Origin of the sequence: Catenuloplanes sp. NPDC051500, assembly GCF_044454585.1 — a bacterium.
Classification (GTDB): Bacteria; Actinomycetota; Actinomycetes; order Mycobacteriales; family Micromonosporaceae; genus Catenuloplanes.
The window spans coordinates 425,271-444,850 of the sequence record NZ_JBITDX010000004.1 but is presented as its reverse complement, the minus strand read 5'-3'; the positions used below and the strand labels follow the sequence as shown (position 1 = coordinate 444,850).

General features: G+C 70.3%; 15 protein-coding genes and 1 tRNA gene. 5 read left to right on the top strand and 11 right to left on the bottom strand.

What is annotated here, in order from left to right; genetic code table 11:
- Positions 1-6: 6 nt before the first annotated feature.
- A complete protein-coding gene (cobC, locus tag ACIA8K_RS11320) occupies positions 7-1,050 on the bottom strand; it encodes an Rv2231c family pyridoxal phosphate-dependent protein CobC (protein WP_396057478.1) in 1,044 nt (347 codons plus the stop codon).
- Between the two features lie 144 nt (positions 1,051-1,194).
- Here cobC and ACIA8K_RS11315 point away from each other — a divergent pair, with 144 nt between their 5' ends.
- Positions 1,195-3,396, top strand: a complete 2,202-nt coding sequence (locus tag ACIA8K_RS11315; RefSeq protein ID WP_396057476.1) for a transglycosylase domain-containing protein — start codon at positions 1,195-1,197, stop codon at positions 3,394-3,396.
- A 1,530-nt stretch (positions 3,397-4,926) separates the two neighbouring features.
- Here the strand turns inward: ACIA8K_RS11315 and ACIA8K_RS11310 are convergent.
- Positions 4,927-5,496, bottom strand: a complete 570-nt coding sequence (locus ACIA8K_RS11310) for a GNAT family N-acetyltransferase (protein WP_396057474.1) — start codon at positions 5,494-5,496, stop codon at positions 4,927-4,929.
- Positions 5,497-5,649: 153 nt separating this feature from the next.
- Here ACIA8K_RS11310 and ACIA8K_RS11305 point away from each other — a divergent pair, with 153 nt between their 5' ends.
- Entirely contained in the window at positions 5,650-6,471 is an 822-nt protein-coding gene (locus ACIA8K_RS11305; protein ID WP_396057472.1) for an SURF1 family protein, read from the top strand.
- A gap of 9 nt (positions 6,472-6,480) precedes the next feature.
- Here ACIA8K_RS11305 and ACIA8K_RS11300 read toward each other — a convergent pair whose 3' ends face one another.
- From ACIA8K_RS11300 to ACIA8K_RS11280, 5 genes are all read right to left on the bottom strand, one after another.
- Positions 6,481-8,007, bottom strand: a complete 1,527-nt coding sequence (locus tag ACIA8K_RS11300; RefSeq protein WP_396057470.1) for an ATP-dependent DNA ligase — start codon at positions 8,005-8,007, stop codon at positions 6,481-6,483.
- Positions 8,008-8,036: 29 nt separating this feature from the next.
- Complete coding sequence (locus ACIA8K_RS11295; RefSeq protein WP_396057468.1) at positions 8,037-8,246, bottom strand: hypothetical protein; 210 nt, start codon at positions 8,244-8,246, stop codon at positions 8,037-8,039.
- Positions 8,247-8,264: 18 nt separating this feature from the next.
- Complete coding sequence (locus ACIA8K_RS11290) at positions 8,265-9,629, bottom strand: dipeptidase (protein WP_396057465.1); 1,365 nt, start codon at positions 9,627-9,629, stop codon at positions 8,265-8,267.
- Between the two features lie 126 nt (positions 9,630-9,755).
- On the bottom strand, positions 9,756-10,868 hold the full coding sequence (locus ACIA8K_RS11285; RefSeq protein ID WP_396057463.1) for a M48 family metallopeptidase: 1,113 nt from the start codon (positions 10,866-10,868) through the stop codon (positions 9,756-9,758).
- Between the two features lie 110 nt (positions 10,869-10,978).
- Positions 10,979-11,611, bottom strand: a complete 633-nt coding sequence (locus ACIA8K_RS11280) for a YceI family protein (protein ID WP_396057461.1) — start codon at positions 11,609-11,611, stop codon at positions 10,979-10,981.
- 589 nt (positions 11,612-12,200) lie between these two features.
- On the opposite strand from ACIA8K_RS11280, the gene ACIA8K_RS11275 reads away from it, so the two are divergent.
- Positions 12,201-13,787: a methyl-accepting chemotaxis protein gene (locus ACIA8K_RS11275; RefSeq protein WP_396057459.1), complete on the top strand. Its 1,587-nt coding sequence runs from the start codon at positions 12,201-12,203 to the stop codon at positions 13,785-13,787.
- Positions 13,788-13,809: 22 nt separating this feature from the next.
- Here ACIA8K_RS11275 and ACIA8K_RS11270 read toward each other — a convergent pair whose 3' ends face one another.
- Complete coding sequence (locus tag ACIA8K_RS11270; RefSeq protein WP_396057457.1) at positions 13,810-14,751, bottom strand: LysR family transcriptional regulator; 942 nt, start codon at positions 14,749-14,751, stop codon at positions 13,810-13,812.
- A gap of 80 nt (positions 14,752-14,831) precedes the next feature.
- On the opposite strand from ACIA8K_RS11270, the gene ACIA8K_RS11265 reads away from it, so the two are divergent.
- A complete protein-coding gene (locus tag ACIA8K_RS11265; protein ID WP_396057455.1) occupies positions 14,832-15,749 on the top strand; it encodes a DMT family transporter in 918 nt (305 codons plus the stop codon).
- A gap of 92 nt (positions 15,750-15,841) precedes the next feature.
- Here the strand turns inward: ACIA8K_RS11265 and ACIA8K_RS11260 are convergent, their stop codons facing one another.
- On the bottom strand, positions 15,842-17,062 hold the full coding sequence (locus tag ACIA8K_RS11260; protein WP_396057453.1) for an alpha/beta fold hydrolase: 1,221 nt from the start codon (positions 17,060-17,062) through the stop codon (positions 15,842-15,844).
- A gap of 139 nt (positions 17,063-17,201) precedes the next feature.
- Here ACIA8K_RS11260 and ACIA8K_RS11255 point away from each other — a divergent pair, with 139 nt between their 5' ends.
- A complete protein-coding gene (locus ACIA8K_RS11255) occupies positions 17,202-17,864 on the top strand; it encodes a hypothetical protein (RefSeq protein WP_396057451.1) in 663 nt (220 codons plus the stop codon).
- A gap of 21 nt (positions 17,865-17,885) precedes the next feature.
- Here the strand turns inward: ACIA8K_RS11255 and ACIA8K_RS11250 are convergent.
- Together ACIA8K_RS11250 and ACIA8K_RS11245 are read right to left on the bottom strand one after the other, a co-directional pair.
- Positions 17,886-17,962 (bottom strand) — tRNA-Arg (locus ACIA8K_RS11250).
- Between the two features lie 557 nt (positions 17,963-18,519).
- Positions 18,520-19,578 (bottom strand): alpha/beta hydrolase, encoded by a 1,059-nt coding sequence (locus ACIA8K_RS11245; protein WP_396057449.1) that lies wholly within the window; start codon positions 19,576-19,578, stop codon positions 18,520-18,522.
- Between the last annotated feature and the right edge of the window lie 2 nt (positions 19,579-19,580).

Here is a 19,580-nt window from a genome sequence, read left to right as displayed (position 1 = left end):
CATGGGTCAGCCTCTTTCCAGCAGTCCGCCGAGGGCCTCGGCGAAACGGTCAGTGGTCGCAGTGTCCCGTACCGCGACGCGTAGGTGGTCCGGGCCCAGCCCCGGAAATGTGTCGCCACGCCGTACCGCGAAGCCTGCCTCTCGCAGCGCGAGCCGCAGCTTGTCCGCGCCGGCGATCCGGACCAGCACGAACGCGCTCTCCGGCTCGCCGGCCACGGTCAGGCCGGGCAGTGCGCGCAGCCGGCGGACAAGGTATCCCCGGTCCTCGGCAAGGCGGGCGGCGATCTCCCGTTCGGTGGCGACGGCCACCTGTGACGCGCAGGCCTCGGCGGCGGCGAGCGCGGGCGTGGAGACCGGCCAGAGCGGCTGTACGGCCCGGCAGCGGGCGATCAGCTCGGCCGGCCCGAGCAGGTACCCGATGCGCAGTCCGGCCAGCCCCCAGGTCTTGGTGAGGCTGCGGACCACGACAAGTCCGGGCAGGTCCCGCCGCGACGCCAGCGACTCCGGCTCCCGGTCGAGGCCGGGCCGGTGGGCGCTGTCCGCGAACGCCTCGTCGACGACGAGCACGCGTCCGGGGGCGGCCAGCTCCGCGATGCGTGCGGCCGGGTGCAGCACCGAGGTCGGGTTCGTCGGGTTGCCGATGAAGACCAGGTCCGCGTCGTCCGGCAGGGTGAGCGAGTCGAGTGTGAAGTCGCCGGTCAGGATCGCCCGCCGTACGTCGTGGCCGGCGCTGCGCAGCGCGGCCTCCGGCTCGGTGAACTGCGGATGCACCACGACCGGGCAACGGGCGTCACGCAGCGCCTGGGCGAGCAGCACGAAGCCTTGGGCCGCGCCGGCGGTGAGCAGCACCTCTTCCGGCGGGCGGGCGTGCCGGGCCGCGATCGCCGCGGTGGCCCTGCCCGGGTCGGGGTAGGCGGCGAGGCCGGTCAGCGAGGCCGTGATCGGGCCGGACAGCCAGTCGGGCATCGGGTCGCGGCGGACGTTCACCGCCAGGTCGACCAGTCCGGGCGCCACCTCCGCGTCACCGTGGTGACCGAGCTCCTCAAGCAAACTCCACACTCCCTAGACCATGTGCAGGCGTCCACCACAGCATGCGGGACCCCTCCCGCGCCCTCACAGACCGCCAGTCGAGATGTGAGAAGCGGTTCAGTCCTTTCCACCCGGACATAAGCGAATATGTCCTACTTTTGAGGTATGGAGCGTGACACCTCGGCGTTCAGCCGGCTCGCGGCACTTCTTCGGACCGGGATCATCGTCGGGGTGATCGTGGCGGGGATGGCGTACCCGCTGGCCGCGCTCGCCGGGCTGGGCGCCAAGGTCGGCATCCAGAAGGTGCGTGCGCTCCCCCGCGAACTGACAGTCCCGCCCAGCGCCCAGACCAGCTACGTCTACGCGAACGACGGCACAACGCTGCTCACCATGTTCTACGAGGAGCACCGCAAGCCGGTCGCGATCGCGGACGTCGCCGACACGGTCAAGCACGCGATCATCGCCGCCGAGGACTCGCGCTTCTACGAGCACAACGGCGTCGACATGAAGGGCGCGGCGCGGGCGTTCGTCGCGAACCAGCGCGCCGGCGGCGTCTCCCAGGGCGCCTCCACGCTGACCATGCAGTACGTCCGGATGGCGCTGCGCGACGGCGCCGAGTCCCCCACCCAGGCGCTCGCCGCGACCGAGCAGACCACCGCGCGCAAGCTGCGCGAGATGAGCCTGGCGATGGAGATCGAGAAGCGGATGTCCAAGGAGCAGATCCTGGAGGGCTACCTCAACTCGGCCTATTTCGGGCATCGCGCGTACGGGATCGCGGCCGCATCCGAGGTCTTCTTCTCCAAGAGCCCGAAGGACCTGACCGTGGCGGAGGCGGCCACGCTCGCCGGGCTGGTCAAGGCGCCGTCCGCGTACGACCCGGCCGGCAGCGACCAGCACGCCGCCACCGAGCGCCGCAACTACGTCATCGACCGGATGGCCGAGGCGGGCTCGATCACCGCACGCGACGCCGCGACGGTCAAGGCCGAGCCGATCGCGCTCCGGCTGACCAACCCGCCGAACGACTGCATCTCGGTCGCGCCGGAGACCAACGACTGGGGCTACTACTGCGACTACTTCAAGAACTGGTGGATGCAGCAGGACGCTTTCGGCGCGGACCCGGCCGAGCGGCTGGACCGGCTGCGGCGCGGCGGCTACCGCGTGGTCACGACGCTCGACCCGGCGGTCCAGGCGAGCACACTCCAGCACGTGCTGGACAAGGAGAGGACGGACAGCCGGTTCGCGCTCGGCACGGTCGCTGTCGAACCCGGCACCGGCCACGTCCGCGCGATGGCCGTCAACCGGATCTACTCGCTGGACCAGAAGCACAACGGCCGGCACAGCGACTCGCGGATGCGCCGCTCGGGCATCCTCGGCAACTACCCGAACACGGTGAATCCGCTGCTCGGCGGCGGTGACATGCCCGGATACCAGGCGGGCTCCACGTTCAAGATGTTCACCATGCTGGCCGCGCTCGAGGATGGCCTGCCGCTGAGCACCAGCTACTACTCCCCGCAGAAGCTCCGCACGAAATACGCCGCGGACTGGGACGCCCGCGAATGCGGCACCAAGTGGTGCGTGAGCAACGCCAGCCCCACCCAGACCGGCCGGAAGAACATGTGGACCGGTTTCGGCCAGTCCGTCAACACCTACTTCGTGCAGCTGGAGCAGAAGGTCGGCGCGCAGAAGGCAGTCCGGATGGCCGAACGCCTCGGCCTGCGCTGGCGCACCGAGATCGACCGCGTCCAGGCATCCCCGGAACGGGCCCGCGGCTGGGGATCGTTCACGCTCGGCGTCGCTGACACCACGCCGCTGGAGATGGCGAACGCGTTCGCCACAGTCGCCGCGGACGGAAAATACTGCGAGCCGCTCCCGGTCACCGCCGTCACCAACCCGGACGGCACCGCCGCCACCCACACCGTCGGCGGCATCCGGACCGACGTGGCCGCCCCCCGCTGCCACCAGGCCATCCCGCCCGACGTGGCCCGCGCCGCGACCGAGGCCGCCATGTGCACCACCCGCTCCTCGGAGAGCGGCCGCTGCGGCGAGTGGTCGACCGCGCCCGACGTCAAGCGCACCGTCAAGCGCCAGGTAGCCGGCAAGACCGGCACCACCGACAACTACCAGGCGTCCTGGTTCGTCGGATACGTACCGCAGCTCGCCGTGGCCTCGTTCCTCTCCGACCCCGACAACCCGCAACACCGCGTCGGCGACCACAACGGCTACAAGCCACGGGTCGCGGTCGCCGAAACGCTTCGCGACGCCGTCCGCGACCTGCCGATCGAAAAGTTCGCCGCCCCGCCGAAAAGCCTGACCAGAGGCGAATACCGCGATTACCGCGACTACCGGGCCTACCGCAGAACCTACTGAGCCCCGAGCCGACCGGAAACGCCCTGATCCAGACCTGAAAGCCGACATCAGAACCGCATGAGCAGATTCTCCCGCTCTCGTCGTGGCCCGGCCCGCATGCTCCCGACGCTGTTGCCCCTTCACGTCCGGTCGTCTGGGGAGCGACGGTCGAATGGGCTGGGGCGTGGTGAGTGGTTTCGGTCGGTCGTCGCGGTTGCCGAGGGCGAGCAGCACGGCCGTCGTCTCGACGGCTGCGGTCCGAGGCGGCTGTGGGTCGAGGCGGCTGCGAACCGAGGCAGCTGCTAACCGAGGCAGCCGCGAACCGAGGCAGCCGCGAACCGAGGCAGCCGCGAACCGAGGCAGCCGCGAACCGAGGCAGCCGCGAACCGAGGCAGCCGCGGCTTGGGCGGGAACAAGAGCCGGCACCGAGGCCGCGGGTTCCGCAGGCGTGGGGGTCAGTCGTGGCACTGCGGCAGATCTCAGGGTCGGGCATGAACGCAAACCCACAGCGGATCCGCATATGTCAGGACATAGCAGGCGCTCACGACCCGCGTCAGGTGGAGGCCCCGGTCAGTGCCCAGGTCCGAGCGCTGCCCGCCCGATATTTCGTTATATGAGTCCCTGCCTGTGCGTTCATCCTGACGTCGAAGGGTCAAGGAAGGCCTACGTCAAGATCCTTGCGGCTCTGGTGGCCCTTATTCGAGCGCGATAACGGCCACCAGAGCCGCAAGGATCTTGCATCCCGCCAGATGGACGCGACATCCCGAACAACGAACCCATCTCGGCGCGGAGCGCCCGAACTGCCGTGACCCTGGCACCGCAACACGCGAGAGCCAAGATCGACTGGCGCTTCGGCAAGCTCTCGGCTTCGGTGCCAGTCCTTGCAACCACCCAGGCCAAGATCAACCGGCCCTCCCGGGCCACATCGCTCCCTCGGTGCAGGCCCTTGCGACCACCCAGACCACAGCCACCCAGACCGCAGCCGTCCTGACCGCGACCGTCCTGACCGCGACCGTCCTGACCGCAGCCGCCCGGACCGCAGCCATCCTGACCGCAGCCTCCCTGACCGCAGCCTCCCTGACCGCGACCGCCCTGACCGTGACTGCCCGGACCGTGACTGCCCGGACCGCAGCCGCCCTGACCGGCCGACGCTTAGACGATGGTCGTGCTGCCCTCGCGTGCCGCGAGACCGCCGACCAGCCGGAACAAACCGCCACACTCCCGGCCTCGATGCCAGCCTTCGATCGTCAGGCCCCAGACCCGCCGCACGCGAATGGGCAGAGAATCGCTCCGCGGCAAACCTCCGGTGGTCGGAAGACTCCGCTGGCGCTCCGCTTCCGGCCACCGGAGGAGCCGGTTCCGCTGTGGCCGGGAGACAACCACGCGAGGACGCGTTGTAGGGCGCGTCAGTTGACGCGGCCCACGACACACGCGTGCAGATCTGGGCGTGCCCGCCCGCGGGCTTGGAGCCCGCGGGAGCGTGCGGGCCGGACCACGGCGAGAGTGGGAAGAGTCGTTGCTGTTGATCTTGCTGTTGGGTGGGAATCGCCGTCAGCGGAGGTCGGCGGCGACCAGCGACCAGATCTCCAGGTCGGCGCGGGCGCCCTGGACGTCGCCGGCGTTGCGGAGGACGCCCTCGTAGCTGAAGCCGGCCTTCTCCGCGACGCGGCGGGCGGCCGCGTTGCCGGGGGCGACGCGGAACTCGAGGCGCTGGAAGCCGTGCTCCACGATCAGGGCGAACGAGACCGCGATGACCGCCTCCGCGGCCAGGCCGAAGCCACGGGCCTCAGGGGCGAGCGCGACGCACAGCTCGGTGACCCGGCCGGCCCAGTCGGTGCGCTTGGTCCACAGGCTGCCGATCAGGCGGTCGTCCTCGCGGCGGACGATGCCGAGGTGGTCGCCGGCGCCGCTGTCGCGTCGCTCCTGCGCGTCGTCGGTGCACCAGTCGAGGCCGTCTATCGGGGCGAACTCGGCGCCGAACGGGAGCCAGCGCCGGGTCGTCCGGTCGCTGAAGACGGGTGCGACCTCCTTGGCATCGTCGCCGGTCAGCGCACGCACCAGGAGTCGCGGGGTGGAGACGGTCAACGCCGGGAAGGTGCGCACCGCCACAAGGACACTCACGCGGGAGACCATACCGGCCGGGTACGACGCTTTTCCCGGGTTATCGGAGACCTTTCACCGTAAATAGTCGGCTTTGGGTCGCCTAAAAGGCCGAAAAACGACAGATCACCACCGCCAGGAACGGCTCTGTCACCCGCGAGTAGCCTGCGAGATGTGTACCGGTTCCTGTTGACCCCTCGCTGGCTGGGCTATCTCGCGTTCGCGCTCGCGGCGGCCGCGGTCATGGTGCTGCTGGGCAACTGGCAGCTGAGCCGCTATCAGGAACGCACCGCGATCAACAACCGGATCGACAGTGCTGACAGCGTCGCACCGGTTCCGCTCGCTTCCGCGATGGCCGCCCCGACCGAGACCGGCACGCCCGGCGCCGCGCCAGGTAAGGACGTGGAGTGGACCCGGGTGACCGTGACCGGCCGGTACGACACCGCGAACGAGATCCTGGCGCGCGGCCGTACCGAGGGCGGTCAGGTCGGTTTCGAGGTGGTCACGCCGTTGATTCTGAGCGACGGCACGGCCGTGCTTGTCGACCGCGGCTGGATCCCGCCCGCGGACGGGGGCGCGCTGGCCCGCCCGCAGATCCCGGCCGCGCCGTCCGGCTCCGTCACCGTGATCGCCAAGATCCACCTTTCGGAGAGCAAGGCCGGCGCGATCGAACGCCGCGACGGGCGGATCGAGACGCGCCGCATCGGGCTGCCGGCGCTCGCGCCCGAACTGCCCTACCCGGTCTACGGCGCGTTCCTGCTGCTCACCGAGCAGCGGCCGGCCAACGACGCCGCGTTCTCCCAGATCGAGGCCCGGCATGAGAACTCCTGGCAGAACGGCGGCTACGCGGTGCAGTGGTGGCTGTTCGCCGCGCTTGCGCTGGCCGGTTTCGCCTGGCTGGCCCGGCGTGAGGCGCGCGGCCCGCTGAGCCCGGACGGCGACCAGCTGGCCGAGGAGGCCGCGCACTACGCCCGGATGGTCGCGGAGCGGGGATAGCCTGCGGCGCTAGCCCTGGTGGATCGTGCGGACCGAGTCGATGGTGTCGGCCTCGGCCGCGGTCTTGTCGTCCCGGTAGCGCAGCACCCGTGCGAACCGCAGCGCGACGCCGCCCGGATAGCGCGGGCTGGTCTGCACGCCGTCGAACGCGATCTCCACGACCTGCTCGGGCCGGACCGTGACCACCCACTCGCCACGGTCCACGGCAAGGGACAGGAACCGCTCGGTCTGCCAGCGCAGCAGTTCGTCGGTGAGGCCCTTGAAGGTCTTGCCGAGCATGACGAAGCCGCCGTTGACCTCGTCACGGGCGCCCAGGTGCAGGTTGGACAGCCAGCCCTTGCGCCGGCCGCTGCCCCACTCGACCGCGAGCACGACCAGGTCCAGCGTGTGCCGGGGCTTGACCTTGACCCAGGCACCGCCACGCCGGCCGGAGTCGTAGGGCGCGTCCGGCGACTTCACCACCACGCCCTCCTGACCGGCCCGGACCGCGGTCGCGAACAGCTCCGCGCCGCGCTCCGGCGTGTCGGCGAGGGCACGCCCGACGATCAGCTCCGGCGGTAGCGCGTCCGCGAGCGCGGCCCAGCGCGTGGTGCCGGGCGCATCAAGCAGGTCGGCGCCGTCGTGGTGCAGCAGATCGAAGAAGTACGGCGTGAGCACGGTGCCGGTCGCGGAGACCGTGCCGCCGGCCCGGGTCGCCGCGCGGCTGGACGTCTCCTGGAACGGCCGCGGCCGCCCGGCCGCATCAAGCGCGATCGCCTCGCCGTCAAGCACCAGATCGCCCGGCGGCAGCATGCGCACGGCGTCGACGATCTCCGGCATGCGGGCGGTGATGTCGTCCAGGCTGCGGGTGAAGACGGCCACGTTCGCGCCGGAACGGTGCACCTGGATGCGGATGCCGTCCAGCTTCACGTCGACCATCGCGGGCGCGCCGGTGCTCTCCAGCGCCGCCTCCACTGTGGGCGCGCTCTGCGCCAGCATCGGCGCGAGCGGCCGCCCGACCTGCAGCGAGAACTCGGCGAGCGCGGCCGCACCACCGTGCAGCGCGGCCTCGGCCACGGTCTTCAGGTCGCCGCTGAGCAGCAGCGCGCGGCGCACGGCCGGGGCGGGGACGTCCGCAGCCCTGGCGATCGCGTCCGCAAGCAGGCCGGCCTGGGCGCCCTGACGGAGCTCGCCGCTGAACAGACCGCGCAGCAGGTGCTGCTCGTCGGCGGTGGCGGCGGCGAAGAGCGCGCCGACGAGAGCGCGGCGGCGGGTCTGGGAGCCGGCGCCGGCGACCGCTGACAGCTCCGCGATGGCCGCGTCGACCGCGCCGACGGTCAGCGTGGGCTCGGCAGCGGGCGGCGGCAGCTCGCGCAGGCCCGCGTAGCCGACACCGGTCTGGCGTTGGCGCAGCTCACCCGCGAGGTAGGCGGCGCCGGCCGTCACCTCGCCAGCGTCCAACCGGCGTAGCGCGTCGGCGAGCAGCTCGATCTTCGACTTGCGTCCTGACGTGGCCGCGACAGCAGAAGAGGTGGCTGCCAGATCAATGAACCTCACAGGTCCATCCTGGCAGCCACCTCTGACAATTACGCCGCAATGGCGGGCTCGACGACACGCAGACCGCGGGCCCGGATCGCCTCGGCGAGGCGGGCGAGCTGACCGTCCACCGCGACAAGTGCGGCGGACAGGTCGTTCAGGTGCTCGGCGAGAACTGTGTCGTCCCACAGGGAGACGTCCACGTCCCCAAGCGCGTTCACGGCGGCGTCCAGCCGCGCGATCACATCATTCGTACTCATGTACGAATGCTAGCGCATTCAGCCCTTCTTGAGCGCTTTCGCCACAGTCGACAGCAGCAGCGCTTCCGCGAGGCACGCGCGCTGGAACTCGCCCAGGTGCAGGCTCTCGTTCGGGCCGTGCGCCTTGGAGTGCGGGTCCTCCACACCGGTGACCAGGATGGCCGCCTGCGGGAACAGGTCCTGGAACGTGGCGATGAACGGGATCGACCCGCCGATACCCACGTCGACCGGCTCGGCGCCGTCCCACGCGGTGCGGAACGCGTCGCGCGCCGCGTCGAACGCCGGCCCGGTCGCGTCGATCACCGATGGGAAGCCGTCCTGCTCAAGCGTGACAGTGACCTGCGCGCCCCACGGCGCGTGCTTCTCCAGGTGCGACTTCAGCGCCGCGTACGCGGACTTCGGGTCGTCACCTGGCGCCAGCCGCAGGTTGAGCTTCGCCTTCGCGGACGGGACCAGCGCGTTCGGCGCCTCCGCGGTGGCGGGCGCGTCGATGCCGAGCACGGCCAGCGCCGGCTTGGTCCACATCCGGTCGGTGAGCCGGTCCGAGCCGATGAACTGCACGCCGTCGACCAGCCCGGCCTCGGCGCGCAGCCGGTCCTCCGGGTAGTCGAGCGTGGAGACCGCGCGGCCGACCAGCCCGTCCACGGCCACGTCGCCGGCCTCGGTGTGCAGCGTCGCGAGCAGCTTGACAAGCGCGGTCAGCGCGTCCGGCGCGACGCCGCCGAACATGCCGCTGTGCACGGCGCTCTCAAGCGTGCGCACCTCCACGAACACGTTGACGATGCCGCGCAGCGAGGTGGTCAGCGCGGGCACGCCGACGTCCCAGTTCGCCGAGTCGGCGATCACGATGACGTCCGCGGCCAGCTCGTCGCGATGCGCCTCAAGCAGCGCGTCGAGCGACTCGGAGCCGTACTCCTCCTCGCCCTCGATGAAGAGCACCACGCCGACCGGCAGCGCGTCACCGTAGGCCCGCAGCGCCGCGATGTGCGCCATCACGCCGGCCTTGTCGTCCGCGGCGCCCCGGCCGTAGAGCCGTCCGTCGCGCTCCACCGGCTCGAACGGGTCGCTCTCCCACATGCTCCGGTCGCCGATCGGCTGCACGTCGTGGTGCGCGTAGAGCAGCACTGTCGGCGCGCCGGGCGGGGCCGGCCGGGTCCCGATCACGGCGGGCTGACCGCCCGCGCGCACGATCCGGGTCTCCAGGCCCTCGGCGCGGAGCAGCTCGGCGACCGCGTCGGCCGAGCGCTCCACGTGCGAGAAGTCGAACCCCTCGAAGGCGATCCCGGGGATCCGGACGAGCCGCTCCAGGTCGGCACGCACGCCCGGCATCTCCCGCAGGATCGCCGCGCGGAGGGCCGCCTCATCCATGATCAAATCCGTCATGGAGACAATCCTAGGCGTGACAGCGCGGTACGTGGTGACCCCGCGTCGCAGGCCCGGCCGCAGGTGCACGGCGGGACCGCATCACCTGCGGACATCAGGCTCCGTCGCCGGTGATGCGGGCCGTGCTCACTCGGCCGGGCGGTCGCCGCCGTTCGTGCCCGGACGGCGGCGGGCGGCACGGGCCGCCGAGTCGGCCGCCGTGCTGGCCCAGTCGCGCGCCTTGCCTGCCTGGCTGCCAGCCCACTCGCCGATGTCCGCCGCGCCGCCGCTGAGCCGCCGTGCCAGCGTGACCAGCGGGTCCGACGAATTCGCGAACGTCTCGCGGTACGAGTCCGCCGCGGCCTTCGCCGCCTCGGTGATCTTCGCGTCGCCGTCGGAGTCCCGGTGCGGGTAGTCGCCGCCGAGAATCCGCGCATAGGCCCCCGAGTCGACCCACTGCCGCAGGTCGGCCGCGCGGGCGACCGGAACCGGGTGGCTGCTCCACGCGGTCATCCGCAGCTTGTGCAGGCTGTCGCGCAGGTCGCCGCCGCCCTGGTACTCCGCGGCCTGCTCAAGGAACGCGGTGGTGTCGATCTGGCTGAGGTCACCGCCGCCCGCGATCTTCATCAGCAGGCGCAGCGCCGCGGCCGGATCCTGCCCGGCGAGCAGGCCGGCCCGGTCGGCGGACAGCTCCGCCTTGCGCCACCACTCGTACATCGCCGCGATGATCGCCCGCAGCGCGATCGCGCCGATCGGCAGCCAGGCCACGTTCGTCGCCCAGCGGGTCAGCACCATCATGATCGTCTTGTAGACCGCATGGCCGCTGCGCACGTGCCCCAGCTCGTGACCGAGCAGCGTGCGAAGCTCCTCCTCGTCGAGCTGCTGCACCGCGCCCGTGGTGATCACGATGAACGGCTTGTCCAGCCCGATGGCTTTGCCGCCGATCACCGGGTTCTGCTCGACGAACAGCTCCGGCAGCTCGGCGATGTCAAGCGCGGCACCGGCCTCGGCGTAGCGCGCGTAGACCGACGGGTACTGCCGGTGGTCGACGCGAATGCCGCCGGCCAGGTACGACAAGCGGAAACCGCGCTCGTTCCACATGCCGAAGAACGCCTTCACCACGTCGTCGAAGCCGCGCAGCTCGCGGAGGGCGGTCAGCGCGCCCCGATCGGCCGGATGCTCCCAGGCACGTGAGCTGATGCCGGTGAGCGTCACCCTCCGTCGCGCCGGTGTGCCGCCTGCGGTGTCGTCGGACGTCATCTCACGCTCCCCAGAATCGCTTGACTTCCCTGCGATCGTGCCTCAGCGCGTCAAACCGCGTCCATGCTCGCTGCGCAATCGGTCACCCTGAGTTTCCCCTTAGGGTCCGATCATGCTTGCCGGATGGCCTCGCCCGCGATCTCGATGCGGACCTTGTTGCCGACAAGCACGCCGCCGCTGTCCAGCGCCACGTTCCAGACCAGCCCGAAGTCCTCTCGGTTGATCTCGGTGTGCGCGCTGAACCCCACGATGTCCCGTCCGTACGGATCCCGCCGCGCCCCGCCGAACTCCACGGTCAGCTCCACCGGCTGTGTCACGTCCCGGATCCGCAGATCGCCGGAGAGGACGAACTTTCCGGCCCGCCTGGCCGACACCTCCGGCACATTCACCGGGCGCCGGGTGATCTTGTTGGCCGCACGCAGCTTGGCCCAGGAGAAGATCTCGTCGTCGTTCTCCCGCCACTTCACCCCGGTGCTCCGGAATTCGAGCGTCGGATGCCGCTGCACATCGAGGAAATCCGCGCTTGAGAGATGCGCGTCACGCTCCGGATTGGTGGTGTCGATACTCCCGGTGTTGATGACGGCGGTCACCGTGGATTGCAGCGGATCATCATTCACGACAATCCTGGCCTGCCCTTTGGTGAACTCCCCGCGAACCACACTCACCATCATGTGCTGCGCGGTGAAACCGATGCGTTTGTGCGCCTCGTCCAGGTCGTAGATGCCGGGCGACGGAATGACCATGCCATTCCACTCCCGGGTCGGGCGATCGGCCATCGCTGCGCGTACCCCCTGAATTGCCTTTGCCCGTCACGACCCTCCGTGACCTTTCGCCCGATTAGACCACGGCATACCGGCGCCCGGCTTGCCCAGTTATCGGGTCTTGAGGGCGATTAAATGTCCGCTTTATGGACGGGACGCCGAATTAGCAGGCGTGACGTACAGCGATGAATTCATTGAGAGAAAGCCGACAATTGCCGACAGAGCGTCGCCCACCAATCACCTAGCGGACCATTTCGGCCCGGACCGGCGGCGCGATAGGGAATCGGCCGATCGGACGGCCTTCGCGCCGCACTCTTTCGCCGGTCCGCGTCGTGTCCCATGCGGGAGAGGAAGCACGACATGGCTTCGCCCGGCCGATGCCCTGGTGGGCGGCGGACCGTTCCTCGGCGCGACGGCCCTGGACACCAGCGAGGCCACGGGAGGCAGGCAGGGCGGCGATTGCGCATCGTAACCATCCGGAGGCGGCGCCGCCTGACAAACCGGCGAACCACTCCCCTCAATTCACACAAATGAGATATTTACCGTAAAGCGACCACGTTGGGGGGAACCCATGACCGCCTTCCGCAATCTGCGCGTCGCCGCGAAGTTGGCGGTCAGTTTCGCCGTGGTGCTGCTGCTGTCGCTGGTCATCGGGTTGGTCGGCGTCCTGCAGCTGCGGCAGGCGCAGGACCGGCTGCAGGGGATGTACCGCGACAGCCTGCAGGCCATCTACTGGCTCGGACTTGTCGACACCGCCAACCAGGAAGCCGGCCGGGAGCTGCTCAACTACGCGCTCGCGCCCACCGAGACCGGAATGACCCGGGTCGCGGACGAGATCGGCGCAACCGACAAGGCGCTTGACGACAACTGGACGCTCTACACCGCCACGGACATGACCGGGCGGGAAGAGGCCCGCGACCGGTTCGACGCGGCGCTCGCGGAGTACCGGCGGGTGCGCACCGACGTGCTGTTTCCGGCCGCCCGCGCCAGCGACTTCAATGCGTTCCTCACCGCCTACGACGAGCAGGGCAGGACGCTGGAGACCGCGATGAGCACTGCCCTCGACGACCTGCAGACGATCGAGGACGAGGCGGCGAAGACCGCGCTGCACGACGCCACCACCGCCGCCGACTCCGCCACGCTGCTGATCTGGCTGCTGATCGCGGGCGCAGTGCTGCTCAGCGTGACAGTGGTCGTCGTGGTCAGCCGCATGATCGCGGGACCTCTCGGGCGTACCGTCGCGATTCTCAATGATCTTGCCGAAGGCCGCCTTGATCAGCGGCTGACGGCGACCGGCCGGGACGAGGTGGGCCGGATGGCCGCCTCACTGAACGCCGCGCTGGACCGGATCGCCGGCGCGATGCGGGAGATCGGCACGAACGTCGGCACGCTCGCCTCGTCAAGCGAGGAGCTGTCCGCGGTCGCGCAGGCCGTCAACGCGGCCGCCACACGCTCCTCCGGCCAGGCACAGGCCGCATCGTCCGCGGCGGAGGAGATCAGCGTCAACATCTCCACAATCGCGGCCGGTAGCGACGAGATCGGCGCCTCGATCTCCGAGATCGCCCGGTCCACCTCAAACGCGGCCGACGTCGCGGCCGGCGCGGTGGCCACCTCCGCACGGGCCGGGCAGATCCTCGACCAGCTCGGCGCCTCGTCCGCCGAGATCGGCAACGTCGTCAAGCTCATCACCTCGATCGCCGAGCAGACCAACCTGCTCGCGCTCAACGCCACCATCGAGGCCGCGCGGGCCGGCGACGCCGGAAAGGGCTTCGCGGTCGTCGCGAACGAGGTCAAGGAGCTCGCCCAGGAGACCGCGCGCGCCACTGGCGACATCTCCACCCGGGTCGCCGCCATCCAGAACGACGCCGAGGCCGCGGTCGCCGCGATCGCGGACATCAGCGGCGTCATCGAGCAGATCAACGCCACCCAGACCGCGATCGCCGCCGCCGTGGAGGAACAGACCGCTACCACCGCCGAGATGAGCCGCAACGTCAACGAGGTCGCCACCGGCTCATCGGAGATCAGCGCCAACGTCATGGGCGTCGCGGAGGCGGCCGCCGAGACCACCGGGGCGGCAGCCGACACCGCGCGTACGTCCGCCGAGCTCGCCGAGATCGCGGGCGCACTGCAGCGGAACCTCGCCCTCTTCCGCTACTGAGGATCACGGGGGTACGCGACCGTTACGACGATCCGGCGTCGGCATCAGCGTCGGCGTCGCTCGGGTGGTCAGCACGCCGGATCGTCGCTGCCGCACTGCGCAGATCCGCGAGCACCGCCCGGACCGCCCGCCGCGCCGCCCGTTCCGGCCGGTGCAGGACGTCGATGTGTCGCCGGGTGTGCACGCCGCTCAAGGGCCGGAGGACCATGCCCGGGTGGGGGCGGGTCGTCCAGCGGGGCATCAGGGCCAGGCCGCCCCCGGCGGCCACCACCTCGGCGGCCACCGCGAGATCGTTGATGCGATGGGCGATGACGAGCGGCCGGTTCGCGGCGGTCGCGATGGCGTCGATGGTGGCCATCAGCGGGAAGCCGTCGTGAACTGTGATCCACTGCAGATCCACGACATCGTGCGGTGTGAGGCGCCGTTTGGCGGCCAGCGGATGGTCGGAGGGCAGCGCGACGTCGAGCGGCTCACGCAGCAGCGGAATCGCGACGACTGTGTCCGGCCACGGTGACGCCGGGCCGAGATGGTGGGCGAGCACGAGATCGTGATCTCGGGTGAGCCGCGGGAACTGATCCCGGGCGACGTCCTCGTCGGCGAGCGCGAGCCGCGGGCGCCCGGGCCCGGCACGGCGCAGCAGCGGCGGGAAGAACGCGGCGGCCGCACCGTGGAAGGCGGCCACCGACACGCCCGCGTCCGGCCGCTCGACGAACTCCTCGATGACGCTTCGCGCCCGGGCCAGCGCGGTCTCCACCTCGATCGCGGCACCGGCCAGGGCACGTCCGGCGTCGGTGAGCACCAGCCGCCGCCCGTCGCGCGCGGTGAGCGGCACCGGGATCGGGCGCTGCAGCAGCCGCAACTGCTGGGAGACCGCCGACGGCGTCATCGACAGCGCCTCGGCCGTCGCGGTGACGCTGCCCACCTCACCGAGCTCCCGCAGGATCTGCAACTGCCGCTCGTTCACGCCGTCAGTTTAGTGATCCTTCAGCGTTCCTGAAGAAGGACGTTCTTGGCTTCAACGTCGGCCCGCCGCAGGCTGAGCGCATGATCCACGGCCGCCGTACCGACGCAGTGCTGCTCCTCGTTGCGATCGTCTGGGGTTCCAGCTATCTGGTCGCCAAGGCCGCCACCCACGCGCTGCCCGTCTCCACGGTGCTGTTCGCCAGGTACGCGATCTCCGCGCTCGCCTGCCTCGCCCTCGTCGGGGCCTACCGCCGGCACGGCCGGGTCACCCGCGACGAGATGCGGATCGGGACGCTGCTCGGAGGCACCCAGGCGGCCGTGCTGCTGCTGGAGACCTACGGCGTCGCGCACACGAGCGCCGCCAACGCCGGCCTGATCATCAGCCTCACCATCGTGCTCACCCCGCTGCTTGACGCCGGCCGGCTGCCCCCGCGCTTCTTCGCCGCCGCCGGCGTGTGCCTGCTCGCCGTCACGCTGCTCATGGCCGGCGGCGGCTTCCACCGCCCCCAGGCCGGCGACCTGCTGATACTCGCCGCGGCGGTGATACGCGCGGTGCACGTCGTGCTCGTCGGGCGGCTGACTAAAGGCCGCCCTCTGCGACCTCTGCAGCTCACGGCCGTGCAGATGGTGGTCGGCACGGTGCTGTTCGCCGGGCCCGCCGCGAGCGGCCTGCCGGCCCTCCTCCGGGCCGACGCCTCGATCTGGGGGTCGCTCGTCTACCTCGCGCTGTTCTGCAGCGTGTTCGCCTTCCTCGCCCAGACCTGGGCGGTGCAGCGCAGCTCGGCGAGCCGGGCCAGCCTGCTGCTGGGCACCGAACCGGTCTGGGCGGTGGTGATCGGCCTCGGCCTCGGCGGCGAGCGGCTGACCGTCTTCGCGGGCCTCGGGGCGGCACTGATGGTCATCGGGACGTACTGGGGTCAGCACATCGAACGCGTGCACCGTGCCACCCCGACTCAATCGCGCGGGCCCGCCCGGATCGCGGCCTCCACCGGGGAGTAGACGCCGTCCGGGCGCTTCAGCCGCCGCATCCCGGTATCCCGTCGCGCCGCTGCCCGGCCGGATCGTCCGGCCGGGCAGCGGGGGAGACAGGGTCAGCGGTGCGACCGCAGCCAGGTACGGACGTCGTTGACGACCTTGGCGTCCGGGTCCCGGAACTGCGGGGCGAACTTCGGCGTGATGTTCATCGTGTGCGCCATGCCCGGGTAGATGATGATCGTGTGGTCCTTGTTACCGGACGCGGCCACCGCGGCGTCCGCGGCCAGCGCTGCCCGAGCCGGGGTCTGGATGTCATCCGCGCCGTTGAGCAGCAGCGTCGGCCCGGCGAACCTCGGCAGCGCCTCGGTCACGGTCGGGAACCGCGCGATGTCAGCGACGTAGGGCTTCAGTCCGTCCAGGCCCGGTACGTCCGGGTAGTTGTCGATCTGGGTCACCTCGCGAAGCACCGCACCGGCCTCCGCGTCGATCGCGATCTGGCCGTCCTTGTCGGTGTCCGTGCTGGCCAACACCTTGTCGCCGTCCAGCAGGACGGTGCGGAACTGGTTCGCCGCCTCCTCGGGCAGCCCGATCAGGCCGTCCTTGGCCTCCTGCGCGGTCAGCCGGCCGTCGGCGTCGACGTCGAACTCCTCGTGCATCTGCAGCAGCAGCCGGCCGTAGAGCTGCAGCGTCATCAGCGTCCTGATGTCCTTGCCGACCACACCCATCGCGATCACACCGGCCGGCGTCGGGATGTTGTACTTGGCCGGGTCCGCGGACAGGTTCGCGGCCACGTTCGTACCCTCGGAGTGGCCGAGCAGGAAGATCTTCTTCGCGTCGACGCCGGGCTGCGTGGCCGCGAACCGGATCGCCGCCGCCGCGTCAAGCTGGATCTGCTCGTACGGGTTCGGCGGGTCCAGCTGCGCCGGGTCGGTGCTCTCCACCGGGCCCACATCTGTCACGCCACGCTTGTTGAACCGCAGCGTCGCGTAGCCCTCCCGGCTCGCCGCCTGCGCCAGCGGCACGAACGTCGCGCCACCGCCGTCCGGAAGCGTCTGGTTCATGTCGTTGTGCCCGCTGCCGTGCAGCATCACCACAAGCGGCACGTTGCCCTTCGCGTGGCGCGGGAACGTCAGCTCGGCCTTGGTGACCCAGCCCTTCCCGAAGTCGATCTCGACCTGCTTACGGACGATGCCGTTCCAGCCCGACTGCTCGGCGGTGGCCGCGAACGCCGGGGCGGTCTGCATGACATCGGCGTCTGCCACACCCACGCCGCCCGCGAGCACGGCCGTGGCACTGAGCGCGATGAGCAGTTTGCGGTGCTTCTTCGCTGTAGTCATGACAAGAACGCTATTCGCCGGTTCCGCCCGCATCGATCCCGTCAGCTACCGGATCTTGGTACAGCAGGCTGTACCAAGCCCTCCGGCACATCCCCCGTCCACCGCAGCGGGCGGAGACGGGAACAGTAGCGTCGAGAACATGTCAGAGCACTACATCGAGGACCTGGTGGAGCACTCCGTGCTGGCACTGGACCGGCACGCGCCCGCCGGCGCCGGCGAGGTCCGGGACGCGCTGGTGGCACTGTTCCGGTTCCAGCGGCAGCACGACTGCGCCCACACGATGGGCCGGGTCCAGGACGTGCTGCTGGGCCGCGGGCACACCTACCGGTTCCCGCTCTCCGAGTACCCCGACCTCGCCATGATCACCGACTTCACCGAACTCGGCGACGACGACACGCTTGACGACGGCTACGTCGACCCGCCCTGGCTCTACTGCGAGGCGGGCACCGCACTATGGAAGCGGATGGTCGAGGCCGGGCGGCTGCACGGCCCGGACGCGGTCGCCCCACGCCACGCCCGGCTGCTCGACGTGGTCGTGTCGGTGTGCGAGGCCGCGGCCGAGAACGGCGACGCCGACCTGATCGCGCTCTGGTGGGCGCTGGGCCCGGACTCGCTGATGACGACGGTGCTACCGGTCGAGGACCTGGCCGAGGACCCGGCGGTACGGCGGCTGCGCGACCTCGTCCGCCGCACCGGCGCCTCCGACGTGCCCCTGCCGGACGGCTACCGGCCGACGGACGACGACCTCGACACGATGGACGACGACGTCGAGACGTGGTGGTACCGGCTGGATCAGGGCTGACCATGGGACTGATGGAAGTTGTGGTGCGCCCAGCAGGACTCGAACCTGCGACCGGTGGATTAGAAGTCCACTGCTCTATCCATCTGAGCTATGAGCGCGCGTGTCGGCACGTGCAGATTACCGCCGGTGGCCAGGCCCTCTCGGGAGGGGGCAGGGATCACCGTGCGAGCACATACTAGATTTTCGGGCGTGCAGGTGACGAGTTCTACCTATTTCCCGATCCTGATCTCTGCCCGGGAAGCGGAGTTTCACCCGGATTGGGTGCTCGACCGGTTCATCCCCGGCCTCGCGGTCGGGTACAGCTTCGGACCGCCGTTCGGCGAGCAGATGGTGACCTGGCCCGATCTGGAGAAGCTGCGGCTGAGCCGGCGCACTGTCAAGCGCCAGGCCGAGGAGACGCTCTACCAGGCGATGTCCCAGGTGCGCATCCATGGGCAGCCGCCGTCGCTGATGCTCTCCTTCGAGGGCCTGGAGTCGACGGTGCTGCTCGTCGAGGAGTTTTGGAACGATCTGGCCGAGCAGGTGCCGGGTGAGCTGGTCATCGGCGTACCGGCCCGCGATGTGGTGATCGTCACCGGTTCGGGTTCGCAGCCGGGCCTCGCGAAGACCCGGCGCGCGGTGGAGCGGATGTTCTTCGCCGGCGGGACTCAGCTGCTCATGCAGGATCTGCTGGTGTGGCGGGACGGGAGCTGGACACCGATTCCGCGGGAGGAAGACCTCGCGCAGGAGATCCTCCTCCCGGAACTCGATCTTCCGGAGCCTGAGGCGGCGCCGACACGTACACCTGAGCCCATCGATCAACCTCAGTGAAGACCCGGCCGCGCACCTCCGGGTCGGACAGCGTGAGGTCGTGCAGGCCGCCGTCGAACCGCACGACCGTGATGTGGCCGCCCAGGTGGGACGCCCATCTCGCCATGTGCTCCACATTGAGCACCGCGTCGGCGAGCCGGGCGTCCTCAGCCCACGTCGCACTCCGGTAGCTGCGCGCGGAGCAGGCCAGCAGGATCGGCGCGTCCACGTTGAGACCCTTGCGCAGCCGAGCCTGTGCGTCCCGGATCGCGTTCAGCCAGCCGAACCGCACCGGGAATCCCGCGAGCGGCTTCCACTCCAGGTTGTAGTTCCACTCGCCCCGATGATCGGCGTGGATGCTCTCGCCGTACACCTGGCTGAGCCCTTGCGGCAGCACCCCGTAGGGACGGTTCAGCGTGGCCCGGCAGAGCGCGGTCAGCAGCGGCCGGCGCATCACCCACGGCATGTTCAGATCGAAGAACGGGCTGTTCAAGAACAGAGCATCAACCCATCCGCGGGTACGGCGTGCGTCTGCCCAGAGCGAGGCCACCAGCCCGCCCGTGGAGTGGGCCGCGACAAGCATGCGGTCGTGCCCGTCCTCCTCCCGGATGATCCGGGTGGCCTCGTCCAGCTCCGGGAAGTAGTCGTCGATGCTGCGGCAGAAGTTCGGCGTCTGGTGCGGCAGCAGGCTCCGCCCGTATTTGCGCAGGTCGAGCGCGTAGAAGTCCCAGCCCCGATCGGTGAAGAACTCGGCCAGATGGGTCTGGAAGAAGTAGTCGACGAATCCGTGCACGTAGAGCACGGCCCGGCCGTCCGGGTTGTCGCTGCGCCGGCGGACCAGCGTGGCGACGACCGGCCCCTCGTCGTCGTTCCCGAGGTCGATCGTGCGGCGCTCGTAGGGCTCACCCAGGACGTCCGTCTCCACCT

What these genes read in the sequence shown, in the direction of transcription:
- ACIA8K_RS11290 (WP_396057465.1), bottom strand. Translation starts at nt 9,629, where the DNA reads ATGACGGATTTGATCATGGATGAGGCGGCCCTCCGCGCGGCGATCCTG.
- ACIA8K_RS11285 (WP_396057463.1), bottom strand. Translation starts at nt 10,868, where the DNA reads ATGACGTCCGACGACACCGCAGGCGGCACACCGGCGCGACGGAGGGTG.
- ACIA8K_RS11265 (WP_396057455.1), top strand. Translation starts at nt 14,832, where the DNA reads ATGATCCACGGCCGCCGTACCGACGCAGTGCTGCTCCTCGTTGCGATC.
- ACIA8K_RS11295 (WP_396057468.1), bottom strand. Translation starts at nt 8,246, where the DNA reads ATGAGTACGAATGATGTGATCGCGCGGCTGGACGCCGCCGTGAACGCG.
- ACIA8K_RS11255 (WP_396057451.1), top strand. Translation starts at nt 17,202, where the DNA reads ATGTCAGAGCACTACATCGAGGACCTGGTGGAGCACTCCGTGCTGGCA.
- ACIA8K_RS11280 (WP_396057461.1), bottom strand. Translation starts at nt 11,611, where the DNA reads ATGGTCATTCCGTCGCCCGGCATCTACGACCTGGACGAGGCGCACAAA.
- ACIA8K_RS11315 (WP_396057476.1), top strand. Translation starts at nt 1,195, where the DNA reads ATGGAGCGTGACACCTCGGCGTTCAGCCGGCTCGCGGCACTTCTTCGG.
- ACIA8K_RS11260 (WP_396057453.1), bottom strand. Translation starts at nt 17,062, where the DNA reads ATGACTACAGCGAAGAAGCACCGCAAACTGCTCATCGCGCTCAGTGCC.
- ACIA8K_RS11275 (WP_396057459.1), top strand. Translation starts at nt 12,201, where the DNA reads ATGACCGCCTTCCGCAATCTGCGCGTCGCCGCGAAGTTGGCGGTCAGT.